The organism is Desulfovibrio sp. 86 (assembly GCF_902702915.1).
GTDB lineage: Bacteria > Desulfobacterota > Desulfovibrionia > Desulfovibrionales > Desulfovibrionaceae > Desulfovibrio.
Genome location: NZ_LR738849.1, coordinates 1,470,403 through 1,489,408, shown reverse-complemented (window position 1 = coordinate 1,489,408; position 19,006 = coordinate 1,470,403). Strand labels below are relative to the sequence as shown.

Here is a 19,006-nt window from a genome sequence, read left to right as displayed (position 1 = left end):
TTGCAGTATGTTGGAGCAGCGGTAGAGCATGTACGTTTTTTCAAAGGTAAAATGCTCTAACGTCCTATTCCAAAGCAGAACCCCTTTCAACGCTGCAAAATCATACCAAGAGTTTTAGGGGGTGGGGGCGTGGGGGAGGGACCCTTTTGCAAAAGGGTCCCTCCCCCACAGAACTCTATAAATCAGCGTTTCCTAGGCTTTGACCTTGCCGGAGCTCTGCATGCTCACCTGGCCTTCGATGATGCCGCCTTCTTCGGTCAGCAGCACGGGGGTTTGCACGCGGCCTTCAAGTATGCCCGATCCGTAGACGACCACGCGGCGGCGGGCCGTGATTTCGCCGGAGAACCGGCCGGAGAGCAGAAGTTCGCCCACATCAAGCGTGCCGGTGACCTGAGCGTCCTTGCCCACATTCAGTGTGCCTTCGCTCACGATCTCGCCATTGTACTTGCCTTCAATGCGCACGGTGCCCTTGAAATGCAGTTTGCCTTCATAAACTGTATCGGAACCCAGGTAGGCTATTTCGTCCTTGGCCACAGCAGTCTCCCCGTTATATTTGCAATTATCCCTTGAACATGAATCGCCGCATGGACACGTTGAGCACTATGCCCAGCAGCGTGAAATTGACCAGGGTGGCGCTGCCCCCGTAGCTGATGAAGGGCAGCGGAATGCCCACCACGGGCATGATGCCGATGACCATGCCCATGTTGATAAGTATCTGCCAGAAAAAGTAAAAGAATACCCCGACCACCAGCATGCTGCCAAAACGGTCCTTGGCCTGCACGGCTGTGGAAAAGATGGAAAGCAAAAAGAGGCAGAACAGGGTGACCAGGGCAACGCAGCCCACAAAGCCCCATTCCTCGCCAAAAACGGCCACGGCAAAGTCTGAATGGCGCTCTGGCAAGAAGCGTAGCTGGCTTTGCGTGCCTTCTTTGAAGCCCTTGCCCCAGAGCTCGCCGGAGCCGATGGCGATGCGCGACTGGATGATGTGGTAGCCGGTGCCGCGCGGGTCGGTGGTGGGGTCAAGGAAGGTCAGAATGCGCTGGCGCTGGTAGTCGTGCATGCCCACAAACCACATGAGGGCCCCCACGCCGGGCACGGCCAGAAGGCATGTTTTCAGCACATAGCCCTTGAGTCCGTGAAAAAGTATCATGCCCGCCAGGATAAGCAGAAGGAGCATGGTGGTGCCAAGGTCCGGCTGGGTGATGATGAGGGCGCAGGGCAACAGGCAGACGAAGAATACGGAGAAAAAGTCCTTCCAGCCAAGGGGGCGGCTGTCGCGCGCCAGCAGGCGGGCAGCCAGCACCAGCACTGAAAGCTTGGCCAGCTCGGAGGGCTGAAGGCTCATGAAGCCAAGCGATATCCAGCGTTTGGCTCCGTACACGGTCTTGCCCGCAATGGGCACCAGCAGCAGAAGAAATATGGTCAGAAAAAAGAAGGGCCAGGCCAGGTTGCGCAACTGCCGGTAGTCAAACATCATGGCCAGCAGCATGCAGGCCAGGCCACACAGGCCCCAGATGATCTGGCGCTGGTAAAAGCTGTTGAAGGCCAGCCCGGATTCGACCCGCGTACCGCTGGCCGAATACAGATTGCCCACGCCCACAAGATAGAGCAGCAGCATGCAGGCCAGGAGGCCCCAGTTGATATAGCTGAGAAGACTTTTATCCATGCGCTTCTACCTGGTCAGAACATGTTCCAAGGGGCGTAAAAAAGGAGGGCCGCCCATGCCTGCGTTCCTAGAGCATTTTACCTTTGAAAAAGTGTAAATGCTCTAACGCTGCATGACAGTGCAGCGCGCCACAACGTGGCGTGGATTCAGCCGACAATCGCATTTTTCGGCTGAATGAAAACTTTGAAATGCTTCTCATTTCAAAGTTGATCTGTTCTAGTCGGCCCGTTCCCCGGGGCTCGCCGGGGCCTGAATCACAGGAGCCGCCGGAGCGTTGGGGTCGGGACCAAAAAGGTGATCGTAGACTTTTTTCGCTACGGGGCCAGCCACGCTGGAACCACCGCCGCCGTGCTCGACCATGACCACCACCACATAGGATTTGCCGTCCTTGACGCCCCATGTGGTGACCCAGGCGTGATCGCGCTGGGCGTATTCCATTTCGTGGGTGCGCAGGCGGCGGTCGTTGGCGGCCATCTTGAGTTTGACCACCTGGGCCGTGCCCGTTTTGCCGCCCATGTCGGCGTCCTTGCGGCCCACCACCCTGGCCGTGCCGTTGGCGGCCGTTTTGCGCATGGCTTCCACCACAAAGTTGAGGGTGGAGGGCTTGGCGGGGATGTGCCCCTTGATTTCGCGTGGCGCGTCATCCAGCAACTGGGGCTTGAGCAGGTCGCCGCCGTTGAGCAGGCCCGACACAAACACGGCCATCTGCACGGGCGTAACCAGGGTGTAGCCCTGGCCGATGGAGACGTTGTAAGTCTCGCCGCGCACCCAGGGGCGGCCGAAGCGGCGGCGCTTCCAGTCCTTGGAGGGCACAAGACCGGATTTTTCGTGCGGCAGGTCAATGCCGGTGGGGCGGCCGAAGCCGCTGGCCTTGGCAAATTCCTCCAGCTTGTCAATGCCCATGCGCTCGCCCATCTGGTAAAAATAGACGTCGCAGGAATTGATTATGGCGTTCTGCATGTCCTGCGCGCCATGGCCGCCACGCTTCCAGCAGCGGAATATCTGGTTGCCCAGCGTGACCTGCCCGGAGCAGTTCACGGTTTCACGCGGGTTGACGCCGCGCTCCAGCAGCATGGCGGCCACGACCAGCTTCCACACCGAGCCGGGCGGGTACACGCTCTGGATGACGCGGTTTTGCAAGGGAAACCGGCTGTTGGTGCGCAGGGCGTCCCAGTCGCGCTGGGAAATGCCCGCCGCAAAAAGATTGTTGTCATAGGCGGGCGAGGTGACGAGCGCGCGCAGCTTGCCCGTGTTCGGCTCCATAACCACCACGCAGCCAGCCTCGCCGCCAAGGGCGTTCCAGGCGGCCTCCTGAAGATCCCTGTCCAGCGAGAGGCGTATTTCCTTGCCGCCACGGGGTTCTTCACGCAAAAGCTTGCCCAGCACGCGGGAGTGGGCGTCCACCTCAACGTCGTAGAGGCCCTTGCGGCCACGCAACTGCTTTTCCAGCTCCAGTTCCAGGCCCTGCTTGCCCACGAGGTCGCCCATGGCAAGGGCGCTGTCTGCGGCCATTTCCTGCTCGTTGGCTTCGGCCACGTAGCCGAGCACGTGCGCAAAGAGATCTTTTTCAGGGTAGCTGCGCTTGGTGCGCACCACGATTTCAAGGCCGGGCCACGCATAGATTTCCGATTCGATGCGCGCCACCAGGTCGAAATCGATATCTGTAATCATCAGGAGAGGTTCAAATGATTTGACCTTGAACCTGTCCTGACGGAACTTGTCCCATATCTGCGGCAGGGGAATGCCCGACCACGCGCTGATCTGGGCCAGGGTCGCCGGGATGTCGGGGCAGTCTTCGCGCACCAGCGAAAGGCCGTAGGCCGTGCGGTTGTCGGCCAGCACTTTGCCCTGATCGTCCATGATGCGGCCGCGCGGGGCGAAGATGCGCTCGATGCGCAGGCGGTTGTTCTGCGCCTGCTGCGCAAACTCTGCCCCACGGTGCATCTGCAGGTACCAGAAGCGCACCACAAAAACAAAAAACAGCAGGCCAACCAGCACCTGAAGCAGGATGACCCCGCCGCGCGGGGGCTGGTAGCCTTCGCTTTCAACCTGGATTTTCAGCCAGGAGCGTATGCCCTTGCTGGCGTGCTTATCTTTTGCGCCGAGCAGGCTCTTCTTAGCTTTCCGAAACATGGCCCTTCCCACGGCGGGTTGCCACCAGTAATTTCCAGGCAAAAGGTATGAAGATTGCCTGGATCAGGCTTTTATCCAGTATGTCCTGCGTATTGAAGGGCAGGTCCTGCAATGGGGCCATAAGCCATGCCACTGCGTAATACGCCCCGCCCATGCAGGCCGAAAGCAGAAAAATGAATAAAAAATTCTCGGCCTCAAACAGCCAGCGGCCCATGCGAAACAGCACGATAACGGCCGCGTACCAGACGATGACGCCGCCAAAGACCCTGGTTCCCATGCCTTCCTGCAAAAGAATGAAGGAGGGCAGCAGCCAGAGCATGTTTTTGTAGTCCCTTTCCTGCAGCAGAATAATAAGACCCACCGCCATGACGTCCAGCCCCGGAACCGCCGCCTGTATGCCCACGGCCACGGCCAGAAAGCAGAGCCACCAGAGGATGTCGCGCAGGGCGCTCATGAGCCGGGGCGAACGGGCGCGGGAGGCCCGTGAATTTCTTTGGGCGGCGCGCCCAGATCCGGAGGCGGCGCTATGCCTGTGGGCTCCAGCAGCAGCACTTCTTCCAGATGGTGCAGATCCACCAGCGGTTCGGCCTTGATGGCCATGAACTGGGTGTAGTCAGAGGGGGCGACGCTGAGCACCCTGGCCACGGGTATGCCCTTGGGGTACTTGCCGTCCAGCCCGGAGGTGATGAGAATTTCCCCTTCGTGCACCCTGGCGGCGCGCTGCACGAAATTCACTTCCATCGGCTGGCCGGTGCCGTGCCCGGTAAGGATGCCGGGGGCGCGGCTTTCTTGCGAAAATACGGCGATGCGGCTGCCCGGATCCGTGAGCAGCAGGGCAATGGCGCTGTGGGCGCTGGCCTTGAGCACGCGGCCCACAAGGCCCTGATGGGTGACGATGGGCGTGCCGGGGCGGCCGCCCGTGCTGTAGCCACGGCTGATGGTGATGCTGTCAAGCACGGCGTTGGGGCCCATGCGCCCGGCCAGCACCCGCGCGCCGAGGGGACGCCAGCTCTGGTCCACCGGCAGCTGGATGAGGGCGCGCAAACGCTTGAGTTCAGCCATGTCTTCGCCGTTGGCCAGCAGCCTGGCCTCAAGCTCGTTGACGCGTTGCTTGAGGTCCTCGTTTTCTTCACGAACGGCCACGAGGTCAAAATAGCGATCCCACATGTCCTGACCGGAATCCTGGAGGCTGCGCAGGGGCTTGAGCACGGCTCCGGCCAGTTCAAGGCCGATTTCCGCAGCGAGGTCGTCCAGCGCGCGCGTGCGTTGATTCCAGGAATACATGGCCAGAAAAAGGATGAGCATGATGCCCGCAAGAATGAGAATACGCCGCAGGGTCACAGGCAGGGGCTCCCGTTGAGCAGACCGTTCAAACGCGAGCGGCGCCACGCTGGAATGTGTTTTTCCAGCACGGCGCCGTCAGCAGTCCGGCATTGAAGCTGGGTGCGCGCGTATGCCGCACGAATCAGTCGATGCACACTTCTTTAAGAATATGCAGGTTGTCCATAGCCCGGCCCGTGCCCACAACAACGGTGGACAGGGGGTCGTCCACAACAGTGATGGGCAGGGAGGTTTCTTCGCGCAAAAGCTGGTCCAGGCCCTTGAGCAGCGCGCCGCCGCCCGTAAGCACGATGCCCCTGTCCACAATGTCGGCCGCCAGTTCGGGCGGCGTCTGTTCCAGGGCGATGCGCACGGCCTGCACTATGCTGTCCACCTGTTCGGAAATGGCCTTGCGCACTTCCTCCGAGGTGATGATGATATTCTGGGGAATGCCCGTCACAAGGTCGCGGCCCTTGACCTCAATCTGCTGTTCCGGATCAAGCGGATAGGCCGAGGCGATCTTGATCTTGATTTCTTCAGCCGAAGATTCGCCGATGAGCATGTTATACTTGCGCTTGACGTGCGTCATGATGGCTTCGTCCATCTTGTCGCCGCCAACGCGAACCGAGCGCGAATACACGATGCCCGAAAGGGAGATGACCGCCACTTCAGTGGTGCCGCCGCCGATATCCACCACCATGTTGGAGGTAGGTTCCTGAATGGGCAGATCCGCGCCGATGGCTGCGGCCATGGGCTCCTCGATGAGGTATACTTCACGCGCGCCGGCTGACTGGGCCGATTCTTTCACCGCGCGTTTTTCAACCTGGGTGATGCCCGTGGGCACGCATATCATGATACGCGGGCGCACCAGGCGGCGCGAGTTGTGTACCTTGGCGATGAAGTGGCGCAACATGGCTTCGGTCACTTCAAAGTCGGCAATGACGCCGTCCTTCATGGGGCGGATGGCCCAGATGTTGCCGGGCGTTCTGCCGAGCATGCGCTTGGCGTCCTGACCGACGGCCAGAACCACGTTGTTGCCCCGCGCATCTTTTTTGACGGCCACCACCGACGGCTCACGCAGCACGATACCGTGTCCCTTGACGTAGACGCAGGTATTGGCCGTGCCAAGGTCGATGGCCAGGTCATTGGAAAACATGCCTAATGCGAAATCCAGAATTTTGGACATTACTCTAACTTGCCTCGCTGTGCTGGTATGCGTATCTTCGCCCCAAGGGAAATTGTCCGTCAAGTTTAATGACAACGCCCCGCGCCCGGTGTGCGGATAAGGCGGGGGGCGGTAAAAATCGGTAACGTCAGGCTGAAAACTGTTCTGCTAAATCGGGCGCGAAGTCAAGATGGCTGGCGCGAGGTTCAAAATCTTTGTCCCCGCCGCTACCCGGATTTTTTCGCCGTCAAGGCTTGTAAACATGCTGCGCTGGCATACTCTGGCCGTGTATTTTCGCCGCAAATACGGCACACGGGTGCAAAAAATTCCACTTGACGCAGGAGCCTCCTGCCCCAACCGCGATGGTTCGCTCTCGCGTCGCGGCTGCACGTTCTGCAATGCTTCCGGTTCCGGTTCCGGCCTTGGCGGGCGCGGCTTTTCCCTGGACAGCCAATGGCTGGCCTGGCTTGAAAAGTACCGTACAACCGATGCAGACAGGGCCTTTATGGCCTATCTTCAGTCCTATTCCAATACCTACGGTTCGCCAGAACGCTTGCAACTTCTGCTCCAACAGGTAGCGGCTCTGCCCGGCTGCCTTGGCGTGGCCGTGGGCACGCGGCCGGACTGTCTTGACCAGCGCAAGCTGGACATGCTGGCCGCATGCGGCGCATTTGTCAGCGTCACCAGAGGTGGTGCAGAGCACTATACGCGAAATGCTGACGGAGACAATGGGCAGAAAAGCGGCCTTGCCGAGGTGTGGCTGGAGCTTGGTCTGCAAAGCATGCATGACGCCACGCTCAGGCGCATAAACCGTGGGCACGACGCCGCCTGTTCCGAGTGGGCCGTGCGCGCGGCGGCCGCGCGGGGCCTTGCGGTGTGCGGGCATCTCATGGCCGGACTGCCGGGCGAGGATGAAAAAGCCTTTTTGCAAAGCCTTGACTGGGCGCTCTCGCTGCCGCTGCGTGGGCTGAAAATACACAATGTCTACGTGCCCCTGGGCACGGCCCTGGCCCGTCAGTATGAGGAGGGCGGCTACAAGCCCCTGGCCCGCGACGAATATGTGGACCTGCTTTGCGCGGCCCTGCCGCGCATACCCTCGACCATAATCATGCACCGGGTGCAGAGCGACCCGGCCCCCGGCGAACTGCTGGCCCCGGCCTGGGCGGCGGAAAAGCGCGGCGTCATTACCGATCTTCGCCGGGCCATGACAGCGCGCGATCTTTGGCAGGGCAAGGCGGCGGACGTGCCGGAGGCGCGGCCGGAATGGTACGGCGGTTGAGGAAACGCTGATGTCTTCCGTTTGGCGGACTTGCTTCGCTTTTTTTGAAACAGTGGGGGACGGAAGCGTCCATTCCTGCTTGAAAAAAGATCGCGCCTTGCCAAAGGAAATACCAGCGCGTTTCCAGGAGGTTCTTTAAGTTTCCAGGAGGCTCTTTAATCCGTGAGCCCTTAACCGTGCAGATAACCTGCGCTTACGCATCCGTAGCGAAGGCGTGCTCTCGCAGTCGCCAGTGCAACTTCATTTTTAAATTGCTCTACATGAAAATGAAGCAAAGATTTTAGGGGGAGGGTCCCTCCCCCACAAAATATCTCATCCGTAAACAGTTCTAATCCAGATTCAGAATGACAGAAAAAGATTTGAACAGCACGGTGGCTTTTTGTCCCACCTTGAACGCGTCGGAAGATTCAAGGCAGCAGCTTTGTATGGCGCACACAAGGCTGCCCTCGGGCAGGGCCACCACAACCTCTGCCACCATCTGATCCTCGCGTACCTTTTCAATCACGCCGAGAAAGCAGTTTTCCGCCGGAGGCGGGGAGTTTTTTGGCAGTTCACCCGGCGACACAAGGACCCATGGGGCCTTGACGCTGGCGTTGACCAGTTTGCCCTCGGTCAGGGCCAGGGTGCGGCAGCTTTCGTCCGTGATAAGCGAGACGATGCGCAGGCCGCCGGCAGTGCGCAGCACCACTTCCACCAAGATGCCGGTCTGTCGCAGTGAGGTAATGCGCCCCTGAAAGACGTTTCTGGCGCTGGTTTTCATGGGGCGCTCCCTTTGCAGTTGTTCGCGCAGAAGGCGGCGGGCCTCCTGCGGGTCGCAGCGCACGATGCTGTTTTGTCCCGGAGCGGCGCGGCGTCCCAAAAAGATGTCCACCACAGGCAGGGGCAGGCCCTGACGTCCCAGTTCAAGCGCGCGGCTGTGGCGCAGGGCGCGGGCGCTTAAAAGCCCCTTGGGCAGGCCGCAGGCGGCCCCGCACTGTTGCAGGCAGCGCCGCACGTAGCTGGCGTCGCAGCGCATGAGATCCTGACTTTCAGGAAAGAGCGCGGGGTCTTCCAGCACGCGGCGCAGGCGGCGGCTTACGGTCAACGGCAGGGGAACCTCGCGTCCCGGGGTTCCGTCGCTATCCGGCACGTGGATGATGCCTTCCTGAAGATCCAGATGGGCAGGCTTGAGATTGAAAATTTCCACAAGGCGCAATGCGGCATAGCGCAAAAGCATAAAAATGAGCCACATGCGCAGGCGAGGGCGTTTTTCGCGCGGGCCACGGGCCACATTGGCCTTTTCCCACAGCCACGTTTCCACGGCCAGCAGTTCGCGCGGGCTTATGCGTCCGGTGTCCTGCAACAGCGCAGTGGAATCGCGGCGCATGAGACGCTGGCGCAGCCATGCCCGGTCTGCGGAAGAGAGGGTGCGCAGCAGCGCGGCCATTTCCTCACGGTTTTTATTTTTTTCCATGCCGGATCCTGCCATTTTTTGAATCTTGTACATGTAAAACTGTCACGTTGTACAGTCTTCACGCTTTTGCCAAAAAACGTGATTACCTTGCCCCTTTGGCTTACTCCTGTATGAGATAAACAAAATTATCGCGCTGCGGCGCCCAGGAGAAGCACATGAAAAAACCGTTCTTTTCACGCATTTTTCTTGCTCTGGCTTGTACAGGACTGCTGGTTCTTCCCGCGCAGGCAGCTGAAATGACCGTTTCAGGCGCGGCCAGCCTGACCAATGCCTTCACCGAACTGAAAGGCATGTTTGAAAAGCGCCACGCCGATCTCAAGGTCAATGTGAACTTTGCCGCGTCCAACCCCCTGCTCAAGCAGATTCAGGAAGGCGCGCCCGTGGACGTCTTCGCGTCCGCCGACCAGGCCACCATGGACAAAGCCGTGGCCGCCAAGGTCGTTAACCCCGCCACGCGCGTGAACTTTGCCGAAAATGATCTGGTTCTTATTGTCCCTGCGGGCAGCAAGAAGCCTCCCAAGCTTGACGACCTCAAGAAGTTCAAGAAGATCGCCATCGGCAATCCCGACTCTGTGCCCGTGGGCCGCTACACCAGGGACGCCCTTGGCAACGCCAAGTTGTGGGAAGCCGTGCAGCCAGCCCTTATTCAGGGCAACAGCGTGCGTCAGGTGCTGGACTACGTGGCCCGGGGCGAAGTGGACGCGGGTTTTGTGTACGCCACCGACGCCAAGCAGATGGCTGACAAGGTGGACGTGGTGATGGTTGTGGGCGGACACGAACCCGTGACCTATCCCATTGCCGTTGCCCTCACCGGCTCCAACCCCAAGATGGGTCAGGCATTCGTCGATTTCGTGCTCTCGCCCGAAGGGCAGGCGGTTCTGGCCAAGTACGGTTTTTCCAAGCCGTAGGGCAGATGTCGCTGCGAATGTGCTTCGGCAAGGGTACTGAGTATTTTAAAGGCAATCTTGTTTAAGCCAATAGATACAGTGCGTTGTAAATAAACGGCTCACAAGGAACAACCGCGTCGCGCCGGGCGTTAGCAGCGTCCGGCGCGTTTTGCTCCTGCCGGTTTTGCTCCTGCCGGCTTGGCCGCTGGTGTACTGGGCACAGGCAGGTTCGAGAGTTTCCGGGCCTGAAATTTGCAAAGCCTGTTTGCCGGGCATGCGGCCAGAAGGTCGCAACTGACGCCAAGCCCGGTCCGGTCTTGCTGTCCGCGCGGTGAGCGCTGTCCGCGCTGTCCGCGCAGTCTGGGCGGCGGATGGCCGGGGGCAAGAGAGCGTGCGGCGAGGGGCCGCGTGCGCCAGCAATGTGTGGAGGGGACGCATTTTAATGGACTTTGACGGCATTTCCATCTGGAGCCCGCTGGAGCTTTCGCTCCGGGTGGCTGGCACGGCCACGCTGGTGTCCTTTGTGGCGGCCACGCTCATGGCCTGGGCGCTGGCCCGCAAAAAAGGCCCCATGCCCGCACTGCTGGACGCCCTGTGCACCCTGCCGCTGGTTTTGCCGCCCACGGTGCTTGGCTACTACCTCATCTTGCTGGTGGGGCGGCGAGGGGTGTTCGGCCATTGGCTGGCAGAACTTGGCATCAATCTCATCTTTTCGTGGAAGGGCGCGGTAGTGGCGGCCACGGTGGTGGTGTTTCCGCTTATCTACAAATCCGCCAGAGCGGCCCTGGAACAGGTGGACGGGCACCTGGAAGACGCCGCCCGTACCCTCGGCGCTTCGGAGTGGCGCGTGTTTGTCAGCGTGTCCCTGCCGCTGGCCTGGAAGGGCATTTTTGCCGGGCTTATGCTGGCGTTCGCGCGCGGGATGGGCGAATTCGGCGCGACGCTCATGATTGCGGGCAACATCCCCGGCAAGACCCAGACGCTGGCCCTGGCCATTTATGACGCCTTTCAGGCTGGCAACGACGCGCAGGCCACCTGGCTTGTTCTCGTCACGTCCCTTGCTTGCGTGGGACTGCTCATGGCTGCGGAATTGCTGTTGAAACTGAAAAGGCGGCGGCGATGATTTCCCTGCGTTTGTACAAGAGCTTCAAAAACGCGGCAGTGCCTTTCAGCCTGGACGTGGACTATGAGATCGGCGGGGATCACAAGAATGTGGTGCTCTTCGGGCCTTCCGGTTCGGGTAAAAGCCTGACCATGCAGTGCCTTGCCGGTCTGGTGCGCCCGGATTCCGGCCATATACTTCTTGGCGGCCGCACGCTGTACGATGGAAACAACAATGTCTTTGTGCCCGCCCAGCGGCGCAAAATCGGTTACATGTTTCAGGATTACGCCCTGTTTCCGCATCTGACCCTTTTGCAGAATGTGGCCTACAGCGGCACCGGCCTCTGGCCGTGGCGCGTGTGCGCGGCACAGCAGCGGCGCGCCCAGGACATGCTCGAGCGGTTCGGCATCGGGCATCTGGCCCGCAGCCTGCCTTCACAGCTTTCCGGCGGCCAGCGGCAGCGCGCGGCTTTAGCCCGCGCGCTCAATGCCGATCCGGAGCTTCTGCTGCTGGATGAGCCGTTCTCGGCGCTTGATCCGCTGCTGCGTGAGCGTCTGCGCGAAGAATTGCTGGAACTGATGGCGGATCTCACCATACCTGCGGTGATTATTACGCATGATCCCGGCGATGTGGACGTGTTTGCGGGCAGTCTGATTCTTTATGAGCACGGCCATGCCCGGATGGTGCCCAACTATGCCGAACTGCGGCGCGATTTTGACAGCCCCGGCCGCTGCCTGCGATATTTGCAAGAGCAAGGGCAAGAACAAGGGCAGGAGCAGAGGCAGGATATTTGCATGGGAAAGTCTCACTGACGAGCCTCCCCAGGGCAGAAAGGTGCGCTCTTGCAGCGCGACAGCGCACAGCCAACGCGACTCCGGCTGTGCGCTGTTTTTTGCGTCCGCTGACCGTCAGGGATTTTATGGAGCTGCAGGGCAAAAAGACACGGCTTGATTGCCGGATGTCCTGCGGCTGTTGCGTCGGGGTACGCCCCGATCATTGGCAATACAAAATTGTATAAAATAAACGTGAATCTTCCCGCAGCCATGGTGAAGAATGCATGGAAAAAAAAGCCCGAAACCGCACTGGGTAAGCGCCTATAGGCATTGCTTTTTTACAGCGGAAGTTGATACAATTTCGCATCACACCAGTACCATAATGTTGTTTGACACAACGTGCATTATGGCTATGCTGCCCTTCAAAAAACTGTATATTTTCGAATGGATGACGATTGCCCTCAGTGGCTGTTCCTGCTTTTTTGCTGGTGCGCCTCGTGGTTGTCATCCATGAGCGGCATCCAAATCGGAAACCCTATGTGCGTCATGAAAGAAATCACTACCGAGGAAATATCGCGGGCAGTGGCCCGCCTGGCCGTGGACGCCTGCTGTTTGTTGCCCGACGACGTGGCGGTGGGACTGGCCCGCGCCAGACAGGAGGAATCTTCGCCCATTGGGCAGGCCATCCTGGAACAGTTGCAGGAAAATGCCGCCCTGGCCAGGGCCGAGAACATGCCCATCTGCCAGGACACGGGCCTGGCCGTGGTCTTTGCCAGCGTGGGGCAGGACGTGCGCATTGTGGGCGGGGATTTTGAATCGGCCATCCATGAGGGCGTACGTCGCGGCTACACGCAAGGGTATCTGCGTAAATCCTGCGTGGCGGAGCCGCTGTTCGAGCGCAAAAATACCGGGGACAATACCCCGGCTGTCATCCATACGCGCATTGTGCCTGGCGACGTCCTGCGCCTGCGGCTGGCGCCCAAGGGGGCGGGGTCGGAGAACAAAAGCCTGCTCAGGATGCTGGTGCCCGCCGACGGGATCGACGGCGTGCGCCGGGTGGTTCTGGAGGCCGTCAAGGCCGCCGGGCCCAGCGCCTGCCCGCCCATGGTGGTTGGCGTGGGTATTGGCGGCACTATGGAAGTGGCCGCGCTCTGCGCCAAACGCGCCGCCGCCCGCGACCTTGAAAGCCGTAATGCCGATGGCCGTTACGCCGCGCTGGAAGAAGAACTGCTTGACCTGGTCAACAGCACGGGCATTGGCCCGCAGGGATTCGGCGGCCTTGTGACGGCGCTCAAGGTACATGTGGAGTGGGCTCCCACGCATATTGCAAGCCTGCCCGTGGCCGTGAACATCAATTGCCATGCGGCGCGTCACGCCGAAGTGGCGCTATAGGAGGCCCCATGGCAGATCAGGACGCCAGGCGCATTCGCGCTCCTTTTGATGACGTCACAGCGCGCTCGCTGCAGGCGGGGGACAGGGTGCTTATTACAGGCACGCTGCTGGCCGCGCGCGACGCCGCGCACAAGCGCATGGTTGAAAGCCTGGCAAAGGGCGAACCCTTGCCCGTGGATCTGAAGGGGGCGGTGGTCTACTATCTGGGGCCAAGCCCGGCGCGGCCGGGGCAGGTCATCGGCGCAGCCGGGCCGACCACGTCCGGCCGCATGGACGCCTATACGCCGCAACTGCTGGAGTTGGGCCTCAAGGGCATGATAGGCAAGGGGTACCGCAGCGAAGCAGTGGCGGAAGCCATAGGGCGTTTTGGCGCGCCCTATCTGGCGGCCATTGGCGGCGCAGGGGCGCTGGTGGCACGCAGCATCAAAAAATACACGGTGCTGGCCTATGCCGATCTGGGGCCGGAAGCCCTGGCCGCCCTTGAGGTGAAGGATTTTCCCGCCATTGTGGTTATGGATGCGCACGGCGGCAATTACTATGAAATGGGCCAACAACCGTACCGACGTGTATAGTTGGTGGAAATGACAGGAATTTTTTAAGCCGGAAAGCAAACATACTGAAATTGCATGGATAAAATGGCCATATTTTTTCACAGCTGAAAATTATGTGATAAATATTGTAGTTATAGGTGGTTATGCTGCGAAGGGCTGCTTACAAACTTTTGTAAATGCAGCGTGCGGACACGGCGACAACGTTTGGTTGATTGATCGACCCGCAGGGTCGCGGGAGCAGCCAGCAGCGCGGGTTTTTCGAACCAGTAATGGTTCTGGGTGCAAGGGGGTTGAAGTTTTTTTGCAGTCAGTGAAGGCGAGGCGCTAACGGCGTTTTGTAATCGGAGCGTATCTTTTTTATGATAATATACTGAAAATGCTTTATTTTGTCGTTTCGTAAAAAAGTGTCTGACAAATAATTGCTGCAAATTTTTTTGCAGCCATGGACATAGGGAAGCGCTCATGGTATCACTTGTATATATTGTGACATCACAGCAATAAAATTTTCAAAAATGATATCAGACTTTTTCATAAATTCAGTAGGAAAAATAGAAGAAGGTGTATTTTTTCAGAAAATGTTTTGCCGTAGGGTGAAGCGTTCTTTAAAGGGTTGAATATTGAAAAATAACTATGCATGAAGGGTTTATTTTTTGAATATATAGTGTCTCGTGTCCATAGGTAGTGTTTTACATGGGTTGCCATACCCATATGCTGATACTGACAGCAGTGGATATTGCTGTGCCCGGAACGGGAGGACGTTGTGGTCAGTTTTGACAGACCGGTGTGGGCGGAAATAAGCCTTTCTTCATTGCGGCATAACATGCGCCAGATCAGGTCGCTGCTTAAGCCCGGAGTGCGTTTTTGCCCCATCATCAAAGCAGACGGGTACGGACACGGAGCAGTGCCGCTTGCCCATGAAGCCGTGGCCCTGGGCGCGGACTATCTTGGCGTGGCCATTCTGGACGAGGCAGCCGCACTACGCGCCGCCGGCATTACCGTGCCCATTCTCATACTTGGTTATACGCCGCCGCAGGCGGCGTCTTTTGTGGTGAGCAACCACATTACCCAGACCATTTTCAGCAAGGAACAGGCGGACGCCCTGTCAGCGGCTGCGGCCGGGCTCGGCATGTCCGTCAAGGTGCATGTCAAGGTTGACACGGGCATGACGCGCATCGGCGTGCGCCCGGAAGAGGCGGCGGCATTCTGCTCCTACGTGTCCAGCCTTGGCAATATTGCGCTTGAAGGCATGTTTACCCACTTCGCCAGTTCGGACAGCGCCGACCGCTCTTACTGCCTCAAGCAGTTTGAGCGTTTTCAGGCCGCCATGGCGGCTGTGGAGGCATCCGGCATACGCCTTGCCATCCGGCATTGCGCCAACAGCGCCGCCATACTTTCCATGCCCGAGGCCCAGCTCGATATGGTCAGGGCGGGCATCATCCTTTACGGACTCAAGCCCTCGGACGAATGCCCCATCCCCATTGAACTGCGCCCGGCCATGCGCCTCAAGGCGCGGCTGGCCATGGTCAAGCAGGTTCCGCCCGGCGTGGGCGTGAGTTATGGCAGCATTTTTCATACGCAGAAAGACAGTATTCTCGCCACCATACCCATTGGCTACGCTGACGGCTACACGCGCATGCTCAGCAAAAAGGCCGAAGTTGTCGTGCGTGGCGAGCGCGCGCCCGTGGTCGGCCGCATCTGCATGGATCAGTGCATGGCCGACGTGAGCCACATTCCTGATGTCCGTGCCGGTGATGAAGTGCTGCTCTTCGGCAGCCCCGAACTGCCCGCCGACGAAATCGCCGCGCACCTCGGCACCATCAATTACGAAGTTGTGTGCATGGTGGGCAAACGTGTGCCCAGGGTGTACGTTGAATAAACCTGTTGCCGTTCATATGTCATCGCCTGCAACTTTTTGTGTGAGGAGAATGCCGTAGCTTCCCGTGGTCGGACGACCTCGGTCATATGCGGATGACCGGATCGCCGCCCGAGATACATACACTACATCATCATGAGGAAAAAGGAGGGCCCCCCCCACTCACGAAACCTCGTTGTCTAAAGGATTGGCATTCAAACTCGTTCACGGTTTGCAAGGAGACCATATGTCGAGCGAAAACAAAAGTGTAACTGGTGAAACTCTAACCCGTGGGTTGGAGTCAAGACATATTCAGCTCATCGCCATCGGCGGAGCCATCGGCGTCGGCCTGTTCCTGGGCTCAAGCACGGCCATCAGAACAGCCGGGCCGGGCCTGTTGCTGTCATACCTCATCGGCGCGGCCGTCATCTTTTTTGTGATGCGCGCCCTCGGTGAAGTTGCTGTGGCCTATCCTGTGTCCGGATCGTTCAGCGCTTACGCCAACATGTTCATGGGCCCGCGCATGGGCTACATAACCGGCTGGACCTACTGGTTCATGTGGATCATCACAGGCATGGCCGAAATCACGGCAGTGGGCGTGTACTGCACCTTCTGGTGGCCGGACCTGCCACAATGGATTCCGGCTCTGATGGCGCTGGTGGCCATGACAACCGTCAATCTCATTTCCGTAAAACTTTTCGGCGAATTCGAATTCTGGTTCGCGCTCATCAAGGTTGTGGTCATTATAGCCATGATCGCCATCGGTCTTGGCATTATCCTGTTCGGCATCGGCCATGGCGGCGTGCCCACGGGCATCACCAACCTCTACGCCCTTGAAGGCGGATTCTTGCCCAACGGCATGACGGGCGTCTTTATGGCGCTGTCAATGGTCATGTTCGCCTTCCTGGGCATTGAGCTCATCGGCGTCACCGCCGGTGAAGCCCGCAACCCCGAAAAATCCATCCCCTCAGCCATCAACAAGGTGCTGTGGCGAATCCTCGTGTTCTATATCGGCGCGCTGTTCGTCATCATGAGCATCTTCCCCTGGAATGAAATCGGCGTGCACGGCAGCCCCTTTGTGCTGACCTTCAAGAACATCGGCATCGCTGCGGCCGCGGGCATCATCAACTTCGTGGTGGCCACCGCCGCCCTGTCTTCCTGCAACAGCGGCATCTACAGCAACGGGCGCATGCTGTACAACCTGGCACTGCAAAAACGCGCTCCTCAGTACTTCGGCCAGACCAGCAAGGCCAACGTGCCCGCGCGCGGCATCCTGGTGTCTTCGTGCATCATGCTTATCGGCGTGTTTCTCAACTATATCGTGCCTGAAGAAGTCTTTATCATCGTGACCAGCATCGCCACCTTCGCGGCCGTGTGGATATGGGGAACCATCATCATCGTTCAGATGAAGTCCCGTGTCAGCAAGTCGCCGGAAGAGGTGAGCAAAATCGCGTACAAAATGCCCTGGTACCCCTATTCCAACTATTTTGCCTTGATTGGGCTGGTGTTCGTGGCCGTGATTCTCTCCATTGGCGAGTCCACACGTATAGCCATGATTGTCGGGCCGCTCTGGATTATCGGCATCAACGTTGTGTACAACCTGCTTGGTTGGAACAAGAAAGACGCCCAGTAACAACAACATATCCAGTACAGTGTGGCGACAACCGCGCATCGGGCGTCGGCTGCCGCGCAAGACATAAAAAGTATTTAACGTCCCAAGGAGTCTCATAATGAAGTTTCAGGGTATGACTATCGGTGTGCCGACGGAAATTATGCACGGCGAACGCCGCGTGTCCGCAACTCCTGATACCGTCAAGAAGATGGTTGCCGAAGGCGCCACGGTTCTGGTCGAGAAGGGCGCGGGCGACGGCGCGTTCTTCGCCGACGCCGCCTATGTTGAAGCTGGCGGCAAGATCGTGGAAGACGTTCAGGAAATCTTTGCCAAGTCCGATGTGATCCTGAAGGTCAAGGAACCCCTGTTCAACAAAAAGGTGAACAAGCACGAAGCGGAAATGGTGCGTGACGGCCAGTACCTGATCACGTTCCTGCATCCCGCCGCGCCGGTGAACCATGAAATGATGAAGAAGCTGGCGGCCACGGGCGTGATCGGCATCACGCTTGACGGCATTCCGCGTATTTCGCGCGCCCAGGGCATGGACGCCCTGACCTCCATGAGCACCGTGGCCGGCTACAAGGGCGTGCTCATGGCCGCCAACCGTCTGTCCAAGTTCATGCCCATGGTGGGCACGGCCGTGGGCGTTATCAAACCCGCCAACGTGCTGGTCATCGGCACGGGCGTGGCCGGCCTTCAGGCCGTTGCCACCGCCAAGCGCCTTGGCGCTGTGGTCACCGCCGTGGACATCCGTCCCGACGCGCGCGAGCAGTCCATGAGCCTTGGCGCCAAGAGCTTTGACGTGGGCGTGCCCGCCGAAGTGGCCATTGGCGAGGGCGGCTATGCCCAGCGCCTGAGCGACGAATGGCTGCACAAGGAACGTGAAGCCCTGAAGCCCCTGGTGAAGGATGCGGACATCATCATCCTGTGCGCCCTGATCCCCGGCAAGCTGGCCCCCATCCTGATCACCGCAGACATGGTCGCCTCTATGGCTCCCGGCTCCAGCATCGTTGACATCTCCATCGACCAGGGCGGCAACTGCGAGCTGACCGACGCCGGTGAAGTGGTGGTCAAGCACGGCGTGACCATTGACGGCACCAAGAACATCCCCGGCATGATGCCCACGAGCTCCACCTGGATGTTCGCCAACAACGTGTTCCAGCTGCTTTCCTTCCTGGCCAAGGACGGCAAGATTGTGCTGGACAGAACCGACCCCATCATCGAATCCACGCTGACCACCATTGACAAGCAGATTGTCCACCGTGGCGCGCGTGAGGCCATGGGCTTATAGAACCGAGCAGGATTCTGCCGGAAATCGCATTTCCGGCAGAATCCACGCCGCTAGCGGCGCGCTGCACTTTTGTGCAGCCACAGGGCATGTAAACTTTTTCAAAGCCGCATGCTCTGGGTTTGAGCGGAGTGTCCGGACGGCGCTTGCCGCCCGGACATCTCGCATGGGCCCCGGAAAAAAAATTCAAGGAAGAGCATATGACCCCAATTACCCTGCTGGCAGTGTTCGTTGCCGCGACGCTGCTTGGCTACAAGATCATCAGCCATGTGCCGAGCCTGCTGCACACCCCCCTGATGTCGGCCATGAATGCCCTTTCGGGCGTCATCATTCTTGGTGCAGTGACGGCGACCTATCTTGCGGGCTCCGTCTTTTTCACCATACTGGGCGCCATTTCCGTCGCCATGGCCATTGTGAACGTTTTCGGCGGGTTTGACATTACTCACAAAATGCTTCGAATGGTCGCCGGGAAAAAGAAGTAACCCTTCGTTCTGGCCTTTGCTACACCCATAAATCAGAAGAAAGGGTTGCAG

18 protein-coding genes are annotated in these 19,006 nt (G+C 59.1%); 10 read left to right on the top strand and 8 right to left on the bottom strand.

Features of this window, described 5'->3' with window-relative positions; all coding sequences use genetic code 11:
• Positions 1-192 precede the first annotated feature (192 nt).
• The 6 genes from DESU86_RS06320 to DESU86_RS06295 all read right to left on the bottom strand — a co-directional run bounded on the left by DESU86_RS06320 (position 193) and on the right by DESU86_RS06295 (position 6,305).
• Positions 193-534, bottom strand: coding sequence for a bactofilin family protein (locus DESU86_RS06320; protein ID WP_179980278.1), 342 nt, complete (start codon positions 532-534; stop codon positions 193-195).
• A 25-nt stretch (positions 535-559) separates the two neighbouring features.
• A complete protein-coding gene (rodA, locus tag DESU86_RS06315; protein WP_179980277.1) occupies positions 560-1,666 on the bottom strand; it encodes a rod shape-determining protein RodA in 1,107 nt (368 codons plus the stop codon).
• 216 nt (positions 1,667-1,882) lie between these two features.
• On the bottom strand, positions 1,883-3,799 hold the full coding sequence (mrdA, locus tag DESU86_RS06310) for a penicillin-binding protein 2 (protein WP_232088282.1): 1,917 nt from the start codon (positions 3,797-3,799) through the stop codon (positions 1,883-1,885).
• Complete coding sequence (locus tag DESU86_RS06305) at positions 3,783-4,253, bottom strand: hypothetical protein (protein WP_179980276.1); 471 nt, start codon at positions 4,251-4,253, stop codon at positions 3,783-3,785. The genes mrdA and DESU86_RS06305 overlap by 17 nt, the downstream gene beginning before the upstream one ends.
• Complete coding sequence (gene mreC, locus DESU86_RS06300) at positions 4,250-5,140, bottom strand: rod shape-determining protein MreC (protein WP_179980275.1); 891 nt, start codon at positions 5,138-5,140, stop codon at positions 4,250-4,252. Before mreC ends, DESU86_RS06305 begins: the two co-directional genes overlap by 4 nt.
• Positions 5,141-5,264: 124 nt before the next feature.
• Positions 5,265-6,305: a rod shape-determining protein gene (locus DESU86_RS06295; protein ID WP_179980274.1), complete on the bottom strand. Its 1,041-nt coding sequence runs from the start codon at positions 6,303-6,305 to the stop codon at positions 5,265-5,267.
• Between the two features lie 241 nt (positions 6,306-6,546).
• Here DESU86_RS06295 and DESU86_RS06290 point away from each other — a divergent pair, with 241 nt between their 5' ends.
• Positions 6,547-7,563 carry a TIGR01212 family radical SAM protein gene (locus DESU86_RS06290; RefSeq protein WP_179980273.1) on the top strand — a complete coding sequence of 339 codons (1,017 nt, stop codon included), beginning with the start codon at positions 6,547-6,549 and terminating at the stop codon, positions 7,561-7,563.
• 328 nt (positions 7,564-7,891) lie between these two features.
• Here DESU86_RS06290 and DESU86_RS06285 read toward each other — a convergent pair whose 3' ends face one another.
• Positions 7,892-9,016: a TOBE domain-containing protein gene (locus DESU86_RS06285; protein ID WP_179980272.1), complete on the bottom strand. Its 1,125-nt coding sequence runs from the start codon at positions 9,014-9,016 to the stop codon at positions 7,892-7,894.
• A gap of 155 nt (positions 9,017-9,171) precedes the next feature.
• Between DESU86_RS06285 and modA the strand changes: the two genes are divergently transcribed.
• The 5 genes from modA (at position 9,172) to DESU86_RS06260 (ending at position 13,742) form a co-directional block, all read left to right on the top strand.
• Positions 9,172-9,924, top strand: coding sequence for a molybdate ABC transporter substrate-binding protein (gene modA / locus DESU86_RS06280; RefSeq protein ID WP_179980271.1), 753 nt, complete (start codon positions 9,172-9,174; stop codon positions 9,922-9,924).
• Positions 9,925-10,345: 421 nt separating this feature from the next.
• Positions 10,346-11,026 carry a molybdate ABC transporter permease subunit gene (gene modB / locus DESU86_RS06275; protein ID WP_179980270.1) on the top strand — a complete coding sequence of 227 codons (681 nt, stop codon included), beginning with the start codon at positions 10,346-10,348 and terminating at the stop codon, positions 11,024-11,026.
• Positions 11,023-11,817 (top strand): ATP-binding cassette domain-containing protein, encoded by a 795-nt coding sequence (locus DESU86_RS06270; RefSeq protein WP_179980269.1) that lies wholly within the window; start codon positions 11,023-11,025, stop codon positions 11,815-11,817. Before modB ends, DESU86_RS06270 begins: the two co-directional genes overlap by 4 nt.
• Positions 11,818-12,324: 507 nt before the next feature.
• Positions 12,325-13,170 (top strand): fumarate hydratase, encoded by an 846-nt coding sequence (locus DESU86_RS06265; protein WP_179981738.1) that lies wholly within the window; start codon positions 12,325-12,327, stop codon positions 13,168-13,170.
• An 8-nt stretch (positions 13,171-13,178) separates the two neighbouring features.
• On the top strand, positions 13,179-13,742 hold the full coding sequence (locus tag DESU86_RS06260; RefSeq protein ID WP_179980268.1) for a Fe-S-containing hydro-lyase: 564 nt from the start codon (positions 13,179-13,181) through the stop codon (positions 13,740-13,742).
• Positions 13,743-13,852: 110 nt separating this feature from the next.
• Here the strand turns inward: DESU86_RS06260 and DESU86_RS06255 are convergent, their stop codons facing one another.
• A complete protein-coding gene (locus tag DESU86_RS06255) occupies positions 13,853-14,185 on the bottom strand; it encodes a hypothetical protein (RefSeq protein WP_179980267.1) in 333 nt (110 codons plus the stop codon).
• A 296-nt stretch (positions 14,186-14,481) separates the two neighbouring features.
• On the opposite strand from DESU86_RS06255, the gene alr reads away from it, so the two are divergent.
• From alr to DESU86_RS06235, 4 genes are all read left to right on the top strand, one after another.
• A complete protein-coding gene (gene alr / locus DESU86_RS06250) occupies positions 14,482-15,597 on the top strand; it encodes an alanine racemase (RefSeq protein ID WP_179980266.1) in 1,116 nt (371 codons plus the stop codon).
• A gap of 223 nt (positions 15,598-15,820) precedes the next feature.
• The gene (locus DESU86_RS06245) at positions 15,821-17,206 is read left to right on the top strand and encodes an amino acid permease (protein ID WP_179980265.1); all 1,386 of its coding nucleotides are present in this window, start codon (positions 15,821-15,823) and stop codon (positions 17,204-17,206) included.
• A gap of 97 nt (positions 17,207-17,303) precedes the next feature.
• The gene (locus tag DESU86_RS06240; protein WP_197957542.1) at positions 17,304-18,476 is read left to right on the top strand and encodes an NAD(P) transhydrogenase subunit alpha; all 1,173 of its coding nucleotides are present in this window, start codon (positions 17,304-17,306) and stop codon (positions 18,474-18,476) included.
• Between the two features lie 197 nt (positions 18,477-18,673).
• A complete protein-coding gene (locus tag DESU86_RS06235; protein WP_179980264.1) occupies positions 18,674-18,955 on the top strand; it encodes an NAD(P) transhydrogenase subunit alpha in 282 nt (93 codons plus the stop codon).
• Positions 18,956-19,006: the final 51 nt, after the last annotated feature.